The 19,235-nt window shown below is 61.4% G+C and carries 17 protein-coding genes; 9 read left to right on the top strand and 8 right to left on the bottom strand.

The genetic code is table 11. The features are described from left to right. Window positions 1-3: 3 nt before the first annotated feature. Entirely contained in the window at window positions 4-765 is a 762-nt protein-coding gene (locus tag V8J81_RS11465) for an alpha/beta fold hydrolase (protein ID WP_368475883.1), read from the bottom strand. Then, window positions 737-1,336: an amino acid synthesis family protein gene (locus tag V8J81_RS11460; RefSeq protein WP_368475882.1), complete on the bottom strand. Its 600-nt coding sequence runs from the start codon at window positions 1,334-1,336 to the stop codon at window positions 737-739. The genes V8J81_RS11465 and V8J81_RS11460 overlap by 29 nt, the downstream gene beginning before the upstream one ends. 105 nt (window positions 1,337-1,441) lie before the next feature. Between V8J81_RS11460 and V8J81_RS11455 the strand changes: the two genes are divergently transcribed. After that, window positions 1,442-2,278: a LysR family transcriptional regulator gene (locus tag V8J81_RS11455; RefSeq protein WP_368475881.1), complete on the top strand. Its 837-nt coding sequence runs from the start codon at window positions 1,442-1,444 to the stop codon at window positions 2,276-2,278. A gap of 88 nt (window positions 2,279-2,366) precedes the next feature. Here the strand turns inward: V8J81_RS11455 and V8J81_RS11450 are convergent, their stop codons facing one another. The 4 genes from V8J81_RS11450 to V8J81_RS11435 form a co-directional block, all read right to left on the bottom strand. Continuing rightward, on the bottom strand, window positions 2,367-3,464 hold the full coding sequence (locus V8J81_RS11450; protein WP_368475880.1) for an alcohol dehydrogenase family protein: 1,098 nt from the start codon (window positions 3,462-3,464) through the stop codon (window positions 2,367-2,369). 79 nt (window positions 3,465-3,543) lie between these two features. Beyond that, a complete protein-coding gene (locus tag V8J81_RS11445) occupies window positions 3,544-5,079 on the bottom strand; it encodes a sensor histidine kinase (protein ID WP_368475879.1) in 1,536 nt (511 codons plus the stop codon). Next, window positions 5,064-5,753, bottom strand: coding sequence for a response regulator (locus tag V8J81_RS11440; RefSeq protein ID WP_368475878.1), 690 nt, complete (start codon window positions 5,751-5,753; stop codon window positions 5,064-5,066). Before V8J81_RS11440 ends, V8J81_RS11445 begins: the two co-directional genes overlap by 16 nt. An 11-nt stretch (window positions 5,754-5,764) precedes the next feature. Further along, window positions 5,765-7,276 carry a DUF4153 domain-containing protein gene (locus V8J81_RS11435; RefSeq protein ID WP_368475877.1) on the bottom strand — a complete coding sequence of 504 codons (1,512 nt, stop codon included), beginning with the start codon at window positions 7,274-7,276 and terminating at the stop codon, window positions 5,765-5,767. Window positions 7,277-7,584: 308 nt separating this feature from the next. Between V8J81_RS11435 and V8J81_RS11430 the strand changes: the two genes are divergently transcribed. Continuing rightward, window positions 7,585-8,982 carry a selenium-binding protein SBP56-related protein gene (locus V8J81_RS11430; protein ID WP_368475876.1) on the top strand — a complete coding sequence of 466 codons (1,398 nt, stop codon included), beginning with the start codon at window positions 7,585-7,587 and terminating at the stop codon, window positions 8,980-8,982. 6 nt (window positions 8,983-8,988) lie between these two features. Then, window positions 8,989-9,651, top strand: a complete 663-nt coding sequence (locus V8J81_RS11425) for a hypothetical protein (protein ID WP_368475875.1) — start codon at window positions 8,989-8,991, stop codon at window positions 9,649-9,651. On the opposite strand, the gene V8J81_RS11420 is transcribed toward V8J81_RS11425, so the two are convergent. Further along, window positions 9,648-11,405, bottom strand: a complete 1,758-nt coding sequence (locus V8J81_RS11420) for an ABC transporter ATP-binding protein (protein WP_368475874.1) — start codon at window positions 11,403-11,405, stop codon at window positions 9,648-9,650. The genes V8J81_RS11425 and V8J81_RS11420 overlap by 4 nt on opposite strands. A 306-nt stretch (window positions 11,406-11,711) precedes the next feature. Between V8J81_RS11420 and V8J81_RS11415 the strand changes: the two genes are divergently transcribed. The 6 genes from V8J81_RS11415 (at window position 11,712) to V8J81_RS11390 (ending at window position 18,217) form a co-directional block, all read left to right on the top strand. Continuing rightward, complete coding sequence (locus V8J81_RS11415; protein ID WP_368475873.1) at window positions 11,712-12,809, top strand: ABC transporter ATP-binding protein; 1,098 nt, start codon at window positions 11,712-11,714, stop codon at window positions 12,807-12,809. Window positions 12,810-12,868: 59 nt separating this feature from the next. Then, entirely contained in the window at window positions 12,869-13,984 is a 1,116-nt protein-coding gene (locus V8J81_RS11410; RefSeq protein WP_368475872.1) for an extracellular solute-binding protein, read from the top strand. A gap of 64 nt (window positions 13,985-14,048) precedes the next feature. Continuing rightward, window positions 14,049-14,339, top strand: coding sequence for a DUF1330 domain-containing protein (locus tag V8J81_RS11405; protein ID WP_368475871.1), 291 nt, complete (start codon window positions 14,049-14,051; stop codon window positions 14,337-14,339). After that, window positions 14,336-15,970 carry an ABC transporter permease gene (locus tag V8J81_RS11400; RefSeq protein ID WP_368475870.1) on the top strand — a complete coding sequence of 545 codons (1,635 nt, stop codon included), beginning with the start codon at window positions 14,336-14,338 and terminating at the stop codon, window positions 15,968-15,970. The genes V8J81_RS11405 and V8J81_RS11400 overlap by 4 nt, the downstream gene beginning before the upstream one ends. 6 nt (window positions 15,971-15,976) lie before the next feature. Further along, the gene (locus tag V8J81_RS11395) at window positions 15,977-16,990 is read left to right on the top strand and encodes an ABC transporter permease (RefSeq protein WP_368475869.1); all 1,014 of its coding nucleotides are present in this window, start codon (window positions 15,977-15,979) and stop codon (window positions 16,988-16,990) included. 183 nt (window positions 16,991-17,173) lie between these two features. Next, on the top strand, window positions 17,174-18,217 hold the full coding sequence (locus V8J81_RS11390) for a Hint domain-containing protein (RefSeq protein WP_368475868.1): 1,044 nt from the start codon (window positions 17,174-17,176) through the stop codon (window positions 18,215-18,217). Here V8J81_RS11390 and V8J81_RS11385 read toward each other — a convergent pair. Next, window positions 18,214-19,140, bottom strand: a complete 927-nt coding sequence (locus V8J81_RS11385; protein ID WP_368475867.1) for an AEC family transporter — start codon at window positions 19,138-19,140, stop codon at window positions 18,214-18,216. The genes V8J81_RS11390 and V8J81_RS11385 overlap by 4 nt on opposite strands. Window positions 19,141-19,235: the final 95 nt, after the last annotated feature.

The following is a 19,235-nucleotide window of genomic DNA, read 5'->3' as shown; positions in this document are numbered from 1 at the left end:
GGGTCAGGTCCTTTCAAGCAGGGGTTTCAAGGCGTTGGTGGTGTAGGTCGCGTGGGTCATTGGCATCATGTGGGCGGCGTTGCGGATGATCTCCGCGCGGCCTTTCGGGGCGAGGGCGGCCATGGTGTGGGACATCTTGGGGGTCGAATTCGGCTCATCCCCGCCGGTCAGGAAGAGGGCGGGGCAGAACAGCGTTCGTAAAGTGTTGCGGGATGGGCCGTTTGAGGCGGCGAAGAGGGTGTAGGCGTGTTTGTACGCGGCTGGATCGACGTCGCGGAGCCAGGTTTCGCAGGCCGTGCGTTCCGGGGACGGCGTGTAGCCAAACCAGCGGTCGAGCGTTGGCGCGGGGTTGGACGGGCCGTCGAGGGAGGCGGCGCGGGATTGCACGGCTTGATGCGCCTCGGGCGTGCGTTCGAAGATCGCGTTGAGGGCTGCGACGGCTTTGATGCGGGTCGGGGCCTGGCGGGCGAGTTCGACCGCGATCATTGCGCCCATGGAATGGCCGATGGCCGTGAATGGGCCGTCGATGGCGCGCAGGATCTGGGCGGCTTGGGTCTCGATGGTGAAATCTGTGAAGGGCGTCTCACCATGGCCGGGCATGTCGATGGCGATCACGGAATGGGTCGCGGAAAGCGCATCGATCTGCGCATTCCACGCCTCCGACCGTAGGCCCACGCCGTGCAAGAGCACGACCTGAGGGCCGTCGCCCGCACGGATGCAGGCGAGGCCGGAGAGGTCAGACCGCGGCCGGGTTGTCCACGTCATGGCCCAGATCCTTGAGGTCTTGGTAGCGGTCGCCGATGCGGTGGTGCGGGCGGCCAGAGAGGGCGGCGCCGAGGCAGACGACGATTTCGTCATCGCGGGGCGCATCGGGGGTGGCGAACTGGATCGTCAAGTAGTGCGACCGCCGCCCGGCATCGTCCTTATCCATCAGCGGCACCATGATGGGCGCGTTGGCGGGGCCGCGTGTATTGGTAAAGGCGAGGTAAGACTTCGCACCCACGGCCTCGCGGAAGAAATTGCCGAAGCGGAGCGTGTGGATGAGGCCTGAGGCGTGCTCGATCTCGCCGTTCAGGCCAACGACCGCCGCCTTGCCATAGGCCTCGATCTTGTCGCCGCCGCCTGCCAGCGCGATCATGCGGTCGGTCAGCATTTCGCCAAGGATTGGGCCATAGGCTTGGATTTCCGGTTTCAGATCATCGACATAGCGGCCGGCCCATGGGTTCTTGACCACAGCCGCGACGGCGAACAAGCGCCACGGCTTGGCAACAGGGCGGAAGCCTTCGATCAGCACCTCTTCGTCGTAGGTGACGATTTTACGGATTTCGGGGGTCATTTGCGTCTCCGGTTCAGTCGCGTGACCGTAGAAAGCGCCTGTTTCTTTGACAAACGAGGGAATTATGGCCTTTGGTATTAATAACGCTAATACCGGAGTTGACCCTTGGCGAAATCGCTTCCTCCTTTGACATGGTTTAGGTCGTTTGAAGCGGCTGCACGGCACCTGAGTTTTACCGCGGCGGCAGAAGAAGTGGGGCTGACCCAATCGGCGGTCAGTCAGCAGGTCAAAGCGTTGGAGACGCGGTTGCGGGTGCCGTTGTTCACACGCCTGCCGCGCGGGTTGGCGCTGACGGATGATGGGCGACGGTTACTGCCGCAGGTCAGCGCGTCATTGGATGGCTTGGCTGCGGCGGCAGACTTGGTCGCGGCTGCACCGGGAGAAGAGTTGCTAACGGTGGCGACCTCGGTCAGCGTGGCGCAGTGGGTGATCGCACCCCATTTGGCGGCGTTTCAGGCGGCGCATCCTGACGCGCGGGTTCGGCTTTTGGGGGCGATCTGGGCGGATGATTTCAACACCGCGCGGGCGGACGTGGAAGTGCGTTTCGGCTCTGCCAAGCAGGCGGGCGAGGGTGCGGTTTTGCTGGGGAGTGATACGTTAATCGCGCTGAAGGCACCCGGCCTTCAGATGCCCTTGGAAGACGGGCCGTTGATCGAAGCCGTGGGGACATCGAGCGGTTGGCAGGCCTGGCGGGAGCAGGTTGGGCCAGTGGGGCAGCCTACGCTGTTCACTGACACTTATGGGATGGCTCTGCAGATGGCCGCGCATGGCTTGGGTGTCGCGCTGGTCAGCGAAGTGCTGGCGGGCCACGCCCTGAAATCCGGTCAAGTGGTGCGCGCTGATCCGGGTGAAATCTCCGGATCGGAGGGGTACTTCCTATCTTTCAATGACGCGCAGCCAGCGGCAACTGCGTTCGCAAGTTGGCTGAAGCGTATTGTGTAGTGATGTTCCAATAATATCAGAACTGGATCTAATACCGGCTCATATGCGTCAAATTGTGGTTCAAAAGTTCTAGTGCTGCTGTGGGCAACTAAGGAACCACGACGATATTTCCTGTATGCACCTTGTCGATGAATGCCTGCTGGCCTGCGTGGAAGTCCTCCAGCGGATATGTCGCGGCAAGCATTGGGGTGAGGTCCCCGGCTTCGATGTAGCGCACAAGGTTTTTGAAGGTCTGGGGCGGGTTCACGGTTGAGCCGAAGAAGCTGAGATCCATCAGGTAGAGTGTGCGCACATCGAGGCTGACGATGGGCCCTGCGATGGCGCCGGAGGTCACGTAGCGCCCGCCCCGGTCGAGGGCGTCGATAAGGGTCGGGAAATAGTCACCGGCGACGATGTCGGCGACGACGGTGACACTGTCCCGGCCAATGACCTCCTTCAAAGTCGCTTTCAGGTTCTCTGGCGCCCGGGGCAGGATCGCATCTGGGCCGCATTTGGCGACATCGGCGTGTTTGGCGGGTGAGGCCAGAGCCACAACCGTCGCGCCGCGCCGTTTGGCGAGTTGGATCAACGCGCCGCCGACGCCGCCTGAGGCTCCGGTTACGAGCACGACGTCCGACGCGCCGACGCCTGCCTTTTCCAGCATACCTTCGGCGGTGTTGTAGGAGCAGGAGAAGGTGGCAAGTTCCGCATCGGACAACGGGCTGTCAACGGCGGCTACGTTACGGTGGTCTGTCACGGTGTATTCCGCATAGCCGCCGTCGGCCTCGGACCCGTAGTAGCCGGTCTTGTGCATGTTCAGCGGATCGTTCCAGTCGCGCAGCCAATTGTCAGTTATCACGCGCTTACCAATCAGGCTTTGGTCGGCATTCGCACCCGCCGCCACGACTAAACCGCAGACATCCGCGCCCTGGATGCGGGGGAACTGGATGCCTGCGCCGCCCCAAGTGTTGTCAGCCTCACCATCAAGGCTCTCGTAGGCGCCGCCTGTCGTGGCCTCGGTTACGGATTTGGAATACCAGCCCGCGCGGGTGTTCACGTCGGTATTGTTCATGCCGCAGGCGAGCACCTTGATCAGAACCTGATCGGGGCCGGGCGTTGGGACGGGCCATTCGGCCTCAAACTCCAGGCCATCAAGGCCGCCATGGCGTTTCAGGACAACGGCGCGCATGGTTGTTGGCAGGGTCATGGAAGGGGCCTTTCCGGGTGGAACTCGGCCCCATCGTGATCAGACGTGACCTGTTGAGCAAGCCCGTCAGCGACAGCCATCAAGTCGTAAATTGAATGTCGAAGGTTGTGCCCTGACCGGCATCGACCAGGGAAATCCGTCCGCCGCTCTGCGATAAGACCGAGCGCACGATAGACAGGCCCATGCCGGTGCCGCCATCGGTGCGGCGCGAGGTGAAGAACGGCTCGAAGATGCGGTCGCGGTTGCCAGCACTGATACCAGAGCCATTGTCCGACAGCGAAAAGCCGTCATCCGTAGCCGCAACGCGAACCTCCGTGGCGCCGTGGCTTTCCGCGTTCTCGATGAGGTGACGGAACACGATTTCGAGCGCTTCGGGCGAGAGCGGGACGTCGCGTGTCGGACCGGACATGCTGAGGTCGAGACGGGGGAAGCGGCCGGCCATGGTCTCCAGCGCCCCTGCCAGATCACTTGTACCATCTGACGCGAGTTGGCCCACGGCGGAATATTCGCGCATACGTGCCAGAAGTTGCTCCATCCGTTCCGTGTCGCGCGCGATGTTTTCAAGGAATTTCACTTGCCGCTCAGGCGGCATGTCAGAGTCCTGCAACAGCTCCACCGCGCCTTTGATGGCGGTCAGCGGCGACTTCATCTCGTGACTGACATGGGCAGTGTAGGTTTTCAATGTGGTCTGCTGGTCCTGCAACCGGTTGGCCATGGTGCCGAAGCTCTGGGCCAGAACTTCGATCTCGCGGGTGCCATAGTGATCCAGCGGCTCCCACCGGGCCTCAGACGCGCCGAAGGTCTCGGTCCGGGCCGCGAGCGAGCGGATCGGGCGCGAGACGAAACGCCAGAAGAGGTAGCCGATCAGTCCGGTGGAGAGCAGCACGAACATGGCTGCGCCGAAGAGGTTCAGACGTTCGGTGTAGAGGAAGCGGAAGATGTGGTTCGGCGTGCGGTTGAGGTACACAACGCCGATGATGTCATCCCGGATGGTGACGGGCATGGCGACGAAGATGCGGACGCGGGTGCCTTGGCTGAAGCGATAGATCAGCGGCTCAGCCGTGGGGCGGGTGCGCACGCGGGGGACGGAGACGGTATCGCCGTTCAGTGCCAGCGCAACCTCCTGCACATGGCCGAGGTAGACGCCGGTCTCAGCCGAGCCTGCGATCACGGTGCCGAACCGGTCGAGAAAGCGATATCCGGCTAGGGTTTGCTCCTGCGCGCCGAGGGCGATTTCGGACAGGTACGGTGCGATGCGCTGATAGGGCAGGGCGACGGGTTCGGTCGCGGGCAGACCATCGGGGCGGGGCCCCAGGATGGTTTGCGGGTTCACGGTGACGGCGGGAAAGAGCGGGCGGAACGGGCGGCGGCCGTCAGATGGCAGCGGGTCGGGCGGCAGGTCGGCGGCGGTGCGGTAGAGTTCCTCATAGGTGGACGTCAGGACGGCGGCCTGCATCAGCAGACTTTCCTCGGTCTGTTGCACAAGCTGGTTGGCGTAGAACCGGAAAAGGTTCAGGCCCGCGAAGGGCAGGACCAGAACAAGCGCCAGCATGGCGAGGATCACGCCGCCCAGACCGGGGCGCCATTTCCTGCGGGGCGTCACGCGGGCAGGCATGGGCCCATCCGCAAGCCGACGCCGTGAACGGTTTCTATGCTGTCCGCACAGCCTGCCTCAGTCAGCTTACGGCGAATGTTTCGGATATGGCTGTCGATGGTGCGGTCGGAGACGTGGATGTTGTGGCCGTAGACGGCATCGACGAGGGCGTTGCGTTTGGTGACTTTGTCCGGGTTGGCCAGCAGCGCTTCGAGCAGGTTGAATTCGGATTGCGTCAGCGCAACGTCCTCGCCTGCAAACGTGCACTGGTGTCGAGACGGATCGAGGGTCAGCGCGCCGTGGCTGAGCGTCTCGGACGGTGTGGCGCGCCCGTTGGAGCGTTTGAGGATCGCCTTGATGCGGGCAACAAGTTCGCGGGGCGAGAAGGGCTTGGTGACGTAATCATCGCCGCCGATTTCCATGCCGAGGATGCGATCAATCTCATCATCTCGTGCGGTCAGGAACAGGATCGGCACGTCGGAGGTTTTGCGCAACTCTTTGCAGACGTCAAAGCCGTCCATCTCGGGCAGGCCCACGTCGAGGATCAGCAAGTCCGCCGCGCCAGTTTGCGCTTTGGCTAACCCCGCCGCACCATCGGCGGCGAAGTCGGTGTGATATCCCGCAGCCTCAGCGGCAAAGCCGATCACGTCGCGGATGTTGGGATCGTCATCGACGATCAGAAGGCAGGCGGGCATGGCGCGTCGTCTCACAAGTCGTGGTGAGCGGTAAGATACGCTTCAAGCCGCCAGCGGCGAAAGCCCCATTCCTGCCAGCTGTCGATATCGTCGAAGGCGATGGAGGGTCGGCCTTGGGTGCCACATTGCACATCGTCATGGACCGGGCCGTATTCCCACATTGCGGAGATCACCTGCTCGCCCAGACCGCAGAGGTAGGTGAGGTCGAGGCGCTCGATGGGGATGTCTGCCGACAGGTTATGGTCTGCGATGATGTGGGTGAAGTTGACGAAGGTGCAGAGGTAGAGCGTGGCCAGAGCCGTGGCCGCGTTCCAGCGGATCAGCCAGCCGAGGGAGCGGGCCTGCACGATCTGGATGACGACGAGGATCAGGCCCAAGGCAATCAGCCCCATCCAGATGAACGCCGCGATGCGCAGGTGGGTGAGCGCATAGGCCTGCACGTAAAGTGACAGGCGGAAGGCGGCGGTGCAGACCAGCAGCAGGGTCTGGCCGAGCCAGGCATAGACGAGCCAGCGCATCCGCTTGTCCTCTGCCACCATCTTGTGGGTCAGCGCGGCGAAGAGGCCTGCGAGGAGCGCTGTAACCAGCAAGGGATAGGCGCCGCGATGGGCGTATTCGGCGTAGGTCATGCCTTCGGGCAAGGCGACGCCGCCGGTCAGGATGGTCAGGTCCGACAGGGTTTGCACAGCGAAGATGGCGTTGAACAGGATCAGCGACAGGCGGACGGAGCCTGCGTTGAGGAAGCCAGCGGAGAGATCGCCATTCGGCAGTGCTATGTCGAAGGCCGCGTCCTGCCGCAGGGCGCGCGTGTTCAGGTAGGGCCAGAGGATGCAGGCGGCGGCACCCCAGAAAAGGATGCGCAGAAGCGTTTCACCGCGCAGGGGGCCGATGTCGGTCGCACTGGCCAATGTGCGTTCGAACAGCGGGTTGGCGACGGCGAAGAGGGCGACGAAGATCTGGGCGACGGATATGGGCAGCAGGTACGCGCGGGCCAGCGCTTTCCAGTCGGTTCCGAATTTGCGGCTGCGCGCGGCGCCGATCACGCGGGTCGGCAGCAGGATCAAGCCGTCGGAGGAGGCGCGGATGAAAGGGGTCAGCGCCTCGGACCAACGGATCAGGGTGCCTTGGGCTACCCACGCAAGAAGGGATGCGATGCCGCCGACGCTGAACGCGTAGGAGAGCGGTTGCGCGTGCTCGATCACCGGCAGGTTGCAAACCAACGCGAAGCCCATGGCGATGGCCCATTCGCGGCGCGTGGCCTTGACCGGTTTGAAGGCGATCATAGCCGCGGACAGGCCCATGCAGAACAAAGCCATGGAGAGGCCCGGCGTCTGATCCCAGAAACTGATATCGGCCAGCACGATCAAAATCAGAAGCGCCAGCAGGGCGGCCTTGCCATCTGAAATGCGCGCGCCGAGGCCGGGTTCGGGGCGCGCGTTGGCGTTGGCGGGCGCATCAATCATCCACCAAGCATCGTGTTTCAGGCGATCGGGAAGGCCCCGGATTGTGAACTGTCCGCTCATTTGTTTTCTCCGCTATCTTGCGTCTCAATGCAGCGATTTTGCCGGAACGGATTGCGCAGGGTGCGTGGGGTCCGTGCAGGGGGCGGTGGCATTACGTGCAGGAATTGTGCAGACGGCATTCCACTGCCGGTTGTAAAAAACGCTTTGCGGAACAGTGATTCTGAGGCAGCGTGTCAATTGTCAGACATTTGACGAAACGCATGGCGAGCGGCCCGGATTGCCTCCGGGACTGCACTGGAGGCGCTGTGCCTGATGACGCAAAGGTCCCGCCCAAGAGGACTGCACCACACTGCAATGGGAGGACGATTATGAACCTGAGACCAGACCCCACATTCCACGCATCCGCGAAGCTGGCGATGGAAGCGCCGATTGAGACCTATGGCTTCACCGTGATGCTGAGCCCCGATGGCTCCCAACCCGACGGCATCGCTGTTGTGGACCTTGATCCGAAATCGAAGACTTATGGCGAGATCGTCCATCAGGTGATCGTGCCCAACAAGGGCGACGAATTTCACCATTTCGGTTGGAACGCTTGTTCTTCGTCGTTGTCGCCACTGACGGGCCACGCCTTTCTTGAGCGCCGTTATCTGATCGTGCCGGGCATCCGGTCGTCCCGTGTTTACGTGATCGATGTGAAAGAGCCGCTGGAGGCCAAGATCCACAAGATCATTGAGCCGGAAGAGATCTTCGCCAAGACCGGCTATTCCCGCCCGCACACGATCCATTGCGGGCCTGAGGGCATCTACGTCTCCACCCTTGGCGGTGGCGGCGAAGATGGCACCGATGGACCGCCGGGCATCTTCATCATGGATTGCGAGACCTTCGACGTAATCGGGCGCTACGAGATGGACCGCGGCCCGCAGGACAAGCACTACGATTTCTGGTGGAACCTGCCGCAGGATTACATGGTATCCTCGGAATGGGGTCTGCCGCCGCAGTTCGAGAATGGCGTGGTGCCAGAGGATCTTCTGTCCAACAAATACGGCCACTCGATCCACTTCTGGGACCTGCGCGCGCGTAAGAACGTGCAGACCATCGACTTTGGTGAGAATTACCAGATGGCGCTGGAAATCCGGCCCGCGCACGACCCGACCAAGAGCTACGGGTTCTGCGGCGTTGTGGTCGACACGACCAATCTGCAAGGCGCGATCTTCACGTGGTGGCGCGATGACGACGGGACGTGGAAGGCCAAAAAGGTCATCACCATCGACCCAAGGCCTGAGAAGCCCGAGAACCTGCCGCCGCTGTTGCAAGGGTTCGAGGCGGTGCCACCGCTGGTGACGGATATCGACCTGAGCCTTGATGACAAATACCTCTACGTCGCCTGCTGGGGTCTGGGTGAAATGCATCAATACGATGTGTCCGACCCGATGAATCCGAAGCTCGTCGGCAAGGTAGAGGTCGGCGGCATCGCCAAAGGCACGGCGCACCCCAATGGCAAGCCGTTTGTCTATGGCCCGCAGATGGTGGAAGTCTCCCGCGACGGGAAGCGCGTTTACTGGACCAACTCGCTCTATTCGACCTGGGATGATCAGTTCTACCCGGATGACGAAGGCGGCCAGATGGTCATGGCCCATAACGATGAGAAAGGCTTCCGGCTGGCGGAAGACTTCTACATCGACTTCCCCAAGGGCTACCGTTCGCACCAGATCCGCCTTGAAGGTGGAGATTGTTCGACCGACAGCTTCTGCTACCCGAACGTCTAAGCGGGCATGGAAGAGCTTTCCGTGGCGGCCCTTTGGTGGGCCGTCATCGCCTCGGGCCTCTATCACGGGTTGAACCCCGGGATGGGATGGCCCTTGGCGGTTTCTGCCGCGTTGATGGAACGAAAGACCTCAGCCCTGCCAAAGGCGCTGGGGCTTCTGGCGCTTGGGCATTTCCTGTCAATGCTGGCGATTCTTCTGCCGTTTTCACTGATGATCACGTTGGTGGAATACGAGAGCGAGATCCGGATTGGGGCAGGCGTGATCGTGGTGGCGATGGGTGGCTACCTGCTGATCAACCGCCGCCATCCGAGGTTCCTGGCGCGGGTGCATCCGGCGCGTCTGGCCTTGTGGTCATTCCTTGCGGCACTGGCCCACGGGGCGGGGCTTATGCTGGTACCGATCTATCTGGGTATCTGCGCGATTGCGCCGGAGGACACCGGGCATCTGGCCGCGCAATCGTTGATGCAGAACGACCTTGGTGTGGCGGTCGCTGTCGCAGGGTTGCACACGCTGGCCATGACGGGGGCAGGCGCCGTGATCGCGGTGTTCATCTACCTGTGGCTGGGGCTGAAGTTCCTGTCGAAGACGTGGTTCAACCTTGATCTGGTTTGGGCGCTGAGCCTTGTGCTGGTGGGTCTGTTCGGGATTTGGTCAGCCGTAACGCACTAAACCTCAACGCCTGTGATCTGAAGGGCGTGCAGGCGGGCATAGGCTCCGTTCTGGGCCAGCAATTCATCATGCGTTCCTTCTTCGACCACGCGCCCCTGATCCATAACGATGATCTTGTCGGCATTGCGGATCGTGGAAAGGCGGTGGGCGATCACCAATGTGGTACGGCCTTCGGCCAGACGGTCCAACGCAGCACCGACCAGCTTTTCGGATTTGGCATCCAGTGCTGATGTCGGCTCGTCCAGCAGCAAGATAGGAGCGGCCTTGAGCATGGCGCGCGCGATGGCGACCCGCTGGCGCTGGCCACCCGACAGGCCAGAGCCGCGCGGCCCCACCTCGGTGGCGAGGCCATTTGGAAAGTTCTGCGCGAATTCCATGACTTCGGCGGCTTTTGCGGCCGCTTCGACCTCAGCATCTGTAGCACCCAGTGCGCCCATGCGGATGTTGGCGGCAATGCTTTCATCAAACAAAGCGGTTTCCTGACCCACCACTGCGATCGTGTCGCGCAGGCTGGCGGTCTCAGCTTCGATGATTGGCATGCCGCCGATGGAAATCGTGCCCTCAGACGCATCCAGCAATCGCGTTAGGGCCGCGAACACGGTCGTTTTGCCAGCGCCGGATGCCCCAACAAGGGCTGTCGTCTGTCCCGCGCGCGCGCTGAAGGTAAGGCCGCGCAGGACAGGTGCGTCGCCGTAAGAAAAGTGGACGTTATCGAAGGCCACGTCGCCTGCCGACAACGGTTTCGCGTCATTGACATCATTTATGGTCGGCAGGGTTTCCAGCACGCCATATATTCGTTCGAGCGATGCGCCTGCGGTTTGAACTTGGCCGGCGATGCTCGACAGGCGGCGCAACGGTTCAAACAGCAATCCCAAGGCCGTGAAGAACGACATGAATTGGCCAAGTGTTTTCTCGCCCTCGATAATGTCCTGCCCACCGACATAAAGGACGGCCACGAAGCCCAAAGCCGCCACGACATCAATCATGGCGGGGTTTGACGCTACTCCGATCTGGGCCCGGATGGACGGACGCAAGAACGCTGTAATCTCATCTCGAAACCGCGTTTTCTCATGGGTCTCAAGGCGGTTCAGCTTGATCGTTTGAATGCCGTGAAAAATCTCATCCAGCCGTGCGGACAATGTGGCCGCGGCCTCCCGTGCTGTACGGGCGGTTCGTTTGATGAAGGCTTGGACGGCAAGTAACGGAAGGATCAGGGCTGGCACGCCAAGAAGGGCGAAAAGGGTCCATCGCCAATCGGTGACCAGCATGACGGTCAGCAGCGAGATCAGAGTAATGACATCTCGCCCAAGCGACATAAGCGCAGCGGACGAGACCGATTGAAGCGCTGACGTGTCGCCGCGCACACGCTCGATCAGCGCGCCGGGCGGGTTACCCTGGAAGAAGGCCATATCCAGCGTCAGTAGATGGCCCAACAGACGTCGTTGGAGGCTGGCCACGACGCGCAACCCAACGCCAACCACAAGGATGCGTTGGAAGAACCCGGCCGTTGCCCGCAACAGAAAAAGCCCGCCGATCAATAGCGCGACCCATGTGACACCGTCCATGGATCCGGCCGTGAACAGCGTGTCGAACATGGGTTGGACGGCCCATGCAAAGGCGCCGATCGCCGCCCCTTCAAGACTCATCAGAAAAACGGCAAGAAGAAGCACAGGCCAGAAGCGCCGGATATGCTCGGACCAGAGCCTGCGCCATAGCTTTGCGCCGGTGCCATTTTGGACGATATTCTCGGTCAAGCGCGGTCCAGTGATTGGGAAAAATTCGGCAAAAAAGGCCATCCTTGCGGGTCAATACCTGCCTTGAGGCAAGGGTTACGCGCTTTGCAGAGAGCGCACAAGGCACGGGCAGATTGCCCGATCGCGCCGCTTTTTGGTTCTGAATGGCCGCATTTCCCCTTTGTCAGCAGGAAATTCCAGTTTGAAGATACAGTTCGCCAAGGCTTTGGTTGAAACTGCGGGTAATCCGCGATTAGTCTTCGCCCGGATAAGCGCAGGCACGGGTAAACCCGGAGACACTGCAGCAAGACAACAGGGGAGTGGGGTTTGACCTCAGACCAGACGGAAGCGTTCGTCGCCTTCGACCGCGTGCAAAAAAGTTATGATGGCGAAGTGCTCGTCGTCAAAGACCTCAATCTTCACATCGGGCGGGGCGAGTTCCTGACGATGCTTGGGCCTTCGGGGTCCGGTAAAACGACCTGCCTGATGATGTTGGCCGGGTTCGAGACTGCCACTCACGGCGAGATCACGCTGGACGGCAAACCGATCAACAACATTCCACCGCACAAGCGCGGCATTGGCATGGTGTTCCAGAACTATGCGTTGTTCCCGCACATGACGGTGGGTGAGAACCTGTCTTTCCCGCTGGAAGTGCGTGGCATGGGCAAGTCGGATCGCGAGGAAAAGATCAAGCGTGCGCTCGACATGGTGCAGATGGGTGATTTCATCAATCGCCGTCCCGCGCAGCTTTCAGGCGGTCAGCAGCAGCGGATCGCATTGGCGCGCGCCCTGGTGTTCGAGCCGGAACTGGTTCTGATGGATGAACCGCTCGGCGCGCTCGACAAACAGCTGCGCGAGACCTTGCAGTTCGAGATCACGAACCTGGCCCATGAGCTTGGGATCACCACGGTCTACGTAACCCACGACCAGACCGAAGCGCTGACCATGTCGGACCGAGTGGCGGTGTTCGACGACGGGCGCATCCAGCAGCTGGCCGCTCCGGATACGCTCTATGAGGAGCCGCAGAACAGCTTCGTTGCGCAGTTCATTGGTGAAAACAACACGTTGCAGGGCACTGTCAGCAAGATGGCTGGCGATATGTGCGAAGTGACGTTGGAAGATGGGTCGATCATCGACGCGGTGCCTGTAAATGTCAGCGCCGTGGGGGAGAAGACCCAAGTGTCGATCCGGCCCGAACGGGTAGAGATGGACCCCAACCGTCTGACCCCCGGCGCGCACACGTTGAAGGCTGAGGTGAAGGAATTCGTCTACATGGGCGATATTTACCGCACACGCCTGAGCGTTGCGGGAACCGATGATTTCATCATCAAGACACGAAATGCCCCCGATCAGCGCAGGCTGACCCCGGGGGAGAGCATCGAGATTGGCTGGCGTCCGCAGGATTGCCGGGCACTGGATGCATAACGTCCCGTAAGGGGCGCAAAAACCACGGGAAAACCGAAGTCCAACCAAGGAGAGACCACATGAAAATCAAGAGCCTTATGCTCCTGACCACTGGCGCAGCCCTCGCAACGACGGGTGCTATGGCCGACGGTCACATGGCAGGTTCCATGACCCTCGTGTCGTGGGGCGGTGCCTATCAGATCAGCCAGCAGCGTGCCTATTCCGAGCCCTATGCAGAGATGCATGAAGGCCTGGAAGTGATCTGGGACGAAAGCTCGGCCGAAGCCGTTGCCCGTCTGCGCGCTATGAATGAGGCCGGCAACATCACCTGGGACCTCGTTGACGTTGTGGCCGCTGACGCCATGCGTCTGTGCGACGAAGGCCTGGCGATGGAAATCGACCATGACGAAGTTCTGGCCCCGGCCCCCGATGGCACGCCTGCCTCGGAAGACTTTGGCGAGTTCATCGTGTCCGACTGCTTCATCCCGCAGATCGTGTATTCGACCACCTTCGGTTACCGCAACGATGTGGCTGAGTGGAACGGTGCTGAGCCTGACAGCGTTTGCGCCGTCTTCGACACTGAAACCTTCCCCGGCCAGCGCTCGCTGGAGCGTCGCCCGATCGCGAACCTGGAATGGGCGCTGATCTGTGACGGTGTGGCAATCGAAGATGTCTACGACACGCTGGAGACCGAAGAAGGCCTCGACCGCGCGTTCGCGATGCTCGACACCATCAAGGACCAGACCGTCTGGTGGTCCGCTGGCGCCGACACGCCGCAGCTTCTGGCTGACGGCGAAGTTGTGATCGGTTCGACCTACAACGGTCGTCTGTTCAGCCTGATCGAAGAGCAGGGCCAGCCGGTCAACATGCTCTGGGATTGGCAGATGTTCGACCTTGATGGCTGGATCATTCCTGCCGGTCTGCCGGAAGATCGTCTGGCCCGTACGCTCGACTTCGTGCGCTTCGCCACGGACACGCAGCGTCTGGCCGATCAGGCGCTCTACATCTCCTACGGTCCGACCCGCGCGTCGTCCGCACCGCTGGTTGGCAACCACGCTGACCTAGGCATCGCAATGGCGCCGCACATGCCGACCGATCCGGCCAACTCCGAGAACACGTTCCTGTTCAACTACGAATGGTGGGCGGATTATCGGGACGACATGGACGCACGCTTCCAGGCGTGGCTGGCCCAGTAAGTCAACTTTCGTCAGGGCGGCCTCGTGTTGCCCTGACACCCTTCCGAGGCGACAAGGCGGTCCAATGCCCAAAGGCTATATCATCGGCCACATCACGGTGAACGATCCCGAGGCGTACCAGGAGTACATCGAACGGGACACGCCGATCCTGCTGAGCCATGGGGCCAAGCCGATTGTGCGCGGCGGCAAGTCCGAGATTTTGGAAGGGGAGACCTTCCAGCGCCATGTCGTGTTTGAGTTTGAGTCGTATGAGGCTGCGATGGCGGCCTACAACGACCCCGAATACCAAGAAGTTGCCGAGATCCGCCGTCGCACAGCCGATAGCGTGATCCTTGTTGTCGAGGGCGTGGAATGAGCGACGCAACCCAAGACGGGCCGATGCTGGCCGCCGATGGTCGCCCGCTAAAGCGGTCGCTGGCCCGCGCGCTGCGTGCCCAAAAGCTCCGCGCACTGATGCTGATCGCGCCTTTGCTGATCTTCATCCTCGTGACCTTTATCGCGCCGATTGTGGATATGCTGTTCCGCTCGGTCGAGAATCAGATCGTGTCGGAAACTCTGCCGCGCACCGTTGTCGCGCTGGATGAATGGGACCCGTCCGATGTGCCCGAAGATGATGTCTATGCGGCGCTGGCGCTGGATTTCTATGCTGCAACCGAGCGTCGCGAACATACCCGGCTGGGAAGCCGGCTGAACTATGAGACGACGGGCATGTCGTCGCTGTTTCGCAAAACCGGGCGCGGCGTGGATGATATTGGCGAAATCTACACCGACCAATTCGTCGACCTGAACGAGCGATGGGAAGACCCGCTTTTCTGGCTTCCTCTGGTGTCCGACTCCGGGTGGCTGTCCAGCCGTCCCGCCGAGGGCGAAGATCGCCCGCTATCGTTGTTCCGCATCGACGCTGAGTTCGAGGCGAGCTTCCCCCGTGCGGCGGAAGCCTATGAGACCTTCGCGCGCACTATTCAGCAAACCGATGGGGACGATCCGGCGGAAGAGGAGCCATGGCACCTTGTCTATGCCGCCCTCTACCACGACCTGATGGCGATCCACGAAAGCGGTGCAGGGGCCGAGGGCCTGGGGCGCTTTGATGGGCCGGTCTTTGTCGAGGCGTTGGAGGCCGTTCCGGGTTTTGAAACCCAAAGCTATCGCGCAGCCTTCGAGGATATCGACGAAGATTGGCTGGACCTTGAGGTCTGGGGCACGATCGAGGCCTTCTCGGACCCGTTCACGGCTGGCTATTTCCTGTCGTCCGTGGATCTGCAACTGACGCCTCAGGGTATCGAGGCGCAGCCAGAGGATCAGCGCCTTTACCTGCTGCTGTTCTGGCGGACGCTGTTCATGTCGGGTGTCATCACGATCAGCTGCATCCTGCTTGGCTATCCGATTGCCTATCTGCTGTCGAACCTGCCGACGCGCACGTCGAACCTGCTTCTGATCCTTGTCCTGCTGCCCTTCTGGACCTCGCTCCTGGTGCGGACGTCCGCTTGGAAGGTACTTCTGCAACAGCAAGGCGTGATCAACGATATCCTTGTGTGGATCGGCTTGGTGGCCGATGACAGCCGATTGGCGCTTATCAACAACCAGACTGGTACGATCATCGCCATGACGCACATCCTGTTGCCGTTCATGATCCTTCCGATGTTCTCGGTCATGAAGACGATCCCACCCAGCTATGTGCGGGCGGCGAAATCGCTTGGCGCGACGAATTGGACGGCGTTCTGGCGGGTCTACTTCCCGCAGTCGATCCCGGGGATCGGGGCAGGCTGTATCCTCGTCTTCATCCTCGCCATCGGCTATTACATCACGCCGGAACTGGTGGGCGGACGGACGGGGACGTTCATCTCCAACCGGATTGCGTTCCACATTTCGTCGAGCCTGAACTGGGGTCTGGCGGCGGCGCTTGGCTCGATCCTGCTGGCGGTGGTTCTGGTTCTCTACTGGCTCTACGACCGGATCGTGGGCATCGACAACGTGAAGCTGGGGTAAGCGACCATGGACACGAAACTTCCCCCCTATGCCACGTTTGGGCAGCGTGTCTGGTTCTATGGGTTCCGAGTGTTGTGTGGGCTGATCTTCTTCTTCCTGATCGCGCCGATCATCATCATCATTCCGCTCAGCTTTAATGCCGAGGACTTCTTTACCTTCACGCCGGGCATGCTGGCGCTGGATCCCGAGGCCTACAGCCTGCACCATTACCAGGACTTCTTCGGGGAAGACGGATATCCGTGGCTCGGGCTGCTGATTGGTATCGTGGTCGGAGCCGTTTTGACCGTGATCCTGAAGCTGGTGAAGGGGAGCCTGAACCTGTTTCCGATCCTGATCGGCGCCATTTTTGGCCTCGTTATCGGTAAGCTGACCGGCCTTGAGGGGGAGGAGTGGATGACACCGCTCCGCAACTCGCTGATGATTGCGCCGGTGGCGACGATCCTTTCGGTGGGGTTCGGGACGCTGGCCGCCATTGGATTGAGCCAGACTCATGTGCCGTTCAAGGGGGCGATCATGGCGATCCTGATCTCGCCCATGATCGTGCCGCTGATCATCTCGGCGGCTGGCATGTATTTCTTCTACAGCCGGATTGGCCTGCAGGGCACCTATTGGGGCGTTGTGCTGGCCCATGCAGCCTTGGGCATTCCGTTCGTCATCATCACAGTGACGGCGACTTTGGTGGGCTTTGACCGCTCACTAACGCGGGCTGCGGCCAATCTGGGCGCGAACCCGGTGACGACCTTCTTCCGCATCCAGATGCCACTAATCCTGCCTGGGGTGATCTCGGGCGGGTTGTTTGCCTTCATCACCTCGTTCGACGAGGTGGTTGTGGTGATCTTTGTGGGCTCTGCAGGGCAGCAAACGCTGCCATGGCAGATGTTCACCGGTCTGCGCGAGCAGATCAGTCCGGTCATTCTGGCGGCGGCGACGATCCTTGTGGCGATCTCGATCATCCTGCTGGCGACGGTGGAGATGCTGAGGCGTCGGTCAGAGCGGCTACGTGGGATTGCCCCGCATTGACCCCTCTGCTCACGCGTGAGCAGAGGGGTCAACTGTCTGATAGTATTGGATTATCGGGTTTTGGTGGCCGTCCAGAAACCACGTGGCGGCAACGATCTGTCAATGCCGCTGCCACAATGGTGCCGTATTTCCCCCTGAACGCTGCCGCACTGCGCCTGTAGGCAAGGCGCGAGGAGTGCGAACATGCCGGATTATTCAATATTCGTCCTGCCCGAAGACCTGATCACGGTGACGGGCACCAATGGTGGTTCGGGCCTTGATGGACAGAGCCAGGGCAGCGGCGTGCATCTTGCGCCAAGCGGCGGCAATCCGGGTGCCACGATCACCCTGACGTCGAATGCCTGGCAGGAAATCGAGATTACCGATGACGATAGCAATTTTGGCGACAGCGATACCTCGCAACGCTTGATCAATTCCGAAAGCTTCAATGGAACGACCTACCCGGCGAACTCCGTTGCGGAGGCGGAATACAGCGTTGTCGTCGAAGACCCGGACGGCAATCAATACACGTTAGTGGCGTTCAACATTCGCCAGTCGGGCGACAACAACAGCTACGGCAATGTCGAAGGCCTTGCCTTTATCGGGCCACAGGGTGGCTTCCCGCCGATCAACGTGCCGCTGACCGTCATCTCGAACCAAGAGGGTCCGAACCCGGCCGCGTCGAGCTATGCGACGCCGATCTGCTTTGCCGCTGGCACGATGATCGCGACACCAACGGGTGAGCTCGCCATTGAGAATTTGAGCGTCGGCGGTTTCGTGATGACCGAAGAGGGTGGGGCCGAGCCGATCCGGTGGATCGGGCGGCGGACGTTTTCAGCCATCGGATCATGTGCGCCGGTCGTCTTCAAGGCTGGGGCAATCGGCAACAAACGCGAACTGCGAGTCTCGCGCCAGCACCGCCTTTTGCTGACGGGCTGGCAGGCGGAGCTGCATTTCGGCACGGATGCGGTTTGGGTCCCTGCCATTCACTTCCTTGGCCGCGACGACGTCTATGTCGCTGAAGGCGGTGACGTTGAATACTTCCATATCCTGATGGACGGGCATCGTACCTTGACGGCCGAAGGTGTGGCCGCTGAAAGCCTGCATCCCGGAGACGTGGCCCGCGGCGCGTTGGATGCGGAAACGCGGGCCGAGCTTGAACGCTTGTTCCCTGACATGTTCGAGCGGGCATCGTTGGAGCGGCTGGCACTGACGGCGGCAGAGGCCCGCTCTATCCTCGTGGCCTAGCCCAGAACTGCAATCCACACTGCTGCTGTGACGACCGTCAGGGCCGTACCCACTAGCACCGAGGTCGCCGCTACGCGGCGGGCACAGCCGTACATATCCGCAAAGATGTAAGTATTAACGCCCGGCGCCATGGCGGCCGTGAGGACGGCGGATTGGAGTTGTGGCTGGCTAAGGTTCAGGCCGGTGCCGAGGCTGTAGGTGACGATGGGGTGGACCAGCAGGGACAGGCCGCAGATCATGGCGATCACGCCCGCGTCGCCTTCGGGTTTGTAACGGTAGAGGACGCCGCCGAGGCCGAAGAGCGCGGCGGGCAAAGCGGCGCGGATCATCAGATCGAGGGCTTCGCGCAGAACGTTTGGGATCGGCAGGCCTGAGAGGTTCACGATGAAGCCGAGGCCGATGCCGATCATCAGGGAATTCTGGAACATAGCCTTGGCGACTGTGCCGGCGAGGCGGAGGCCCCGGGTCTCAGCGCGAATGATCTCCATCGTGGTGATGCCGAGCAGGTAGCAGAAGGCCGCGTGGAAGGCGATGATCGCGTAGTTGGGGCCGAGGGCGTCGCTACCGTAGGCACGTTCGGAGATGGGCAGGCCCAGAAGGACGGTGTTGGCGAAAAGTGCGGCAAAGCCGATGGCGACGCTATCGGTCCAGGGGCGGCCAAAGATGAGGCGCGCGCCGAAGAGGCCTGCGAAGAAACACAGGGTGGAGCCCGCGTAGAAGGAGATCAGGAGGCGGAGGTTCAGCTGCGCGCCGAGGTCCAGTGTGGCGATGGCGGAGAAGAGCAGACAGGGGATGGCGAATTTCTGGGTGAAGGTCATCAGGCCATCAACGGCGCTGTCTTTGAAAAGACCCCGCCAGACAGCGGCATAGCCCGCGCCCACGACGAGGAAGACCGGGAGGACGATGGCGAGAAGGTCAAGCATGGGAAGGGCTTAGCGGGTTTGCGGCGCAAAGGGAAACGATGGCGCCCCTCCTCCGGCCTGCGGCCGTCTTCGCAGCTTTCATTATTCGTCGCGAA

It is taken from the genome of Gymnodinialimonas sp. 202GB13-11 (assembly GCF_040932485.1).
Classification (GTDB): Bacteria; Pseudomonadota; Alphaproteobacteria; order Rhodobacterales; family Rhodobacteraceae; genus Gymnodinialimonas; species Gymnodinialimonas hymeniacidonis.
The sequence above is the reverse complement of the archived record's forward strand: the minus strand, read 5'-3'. Positions and strand labels throughout refer to the sequence as shown.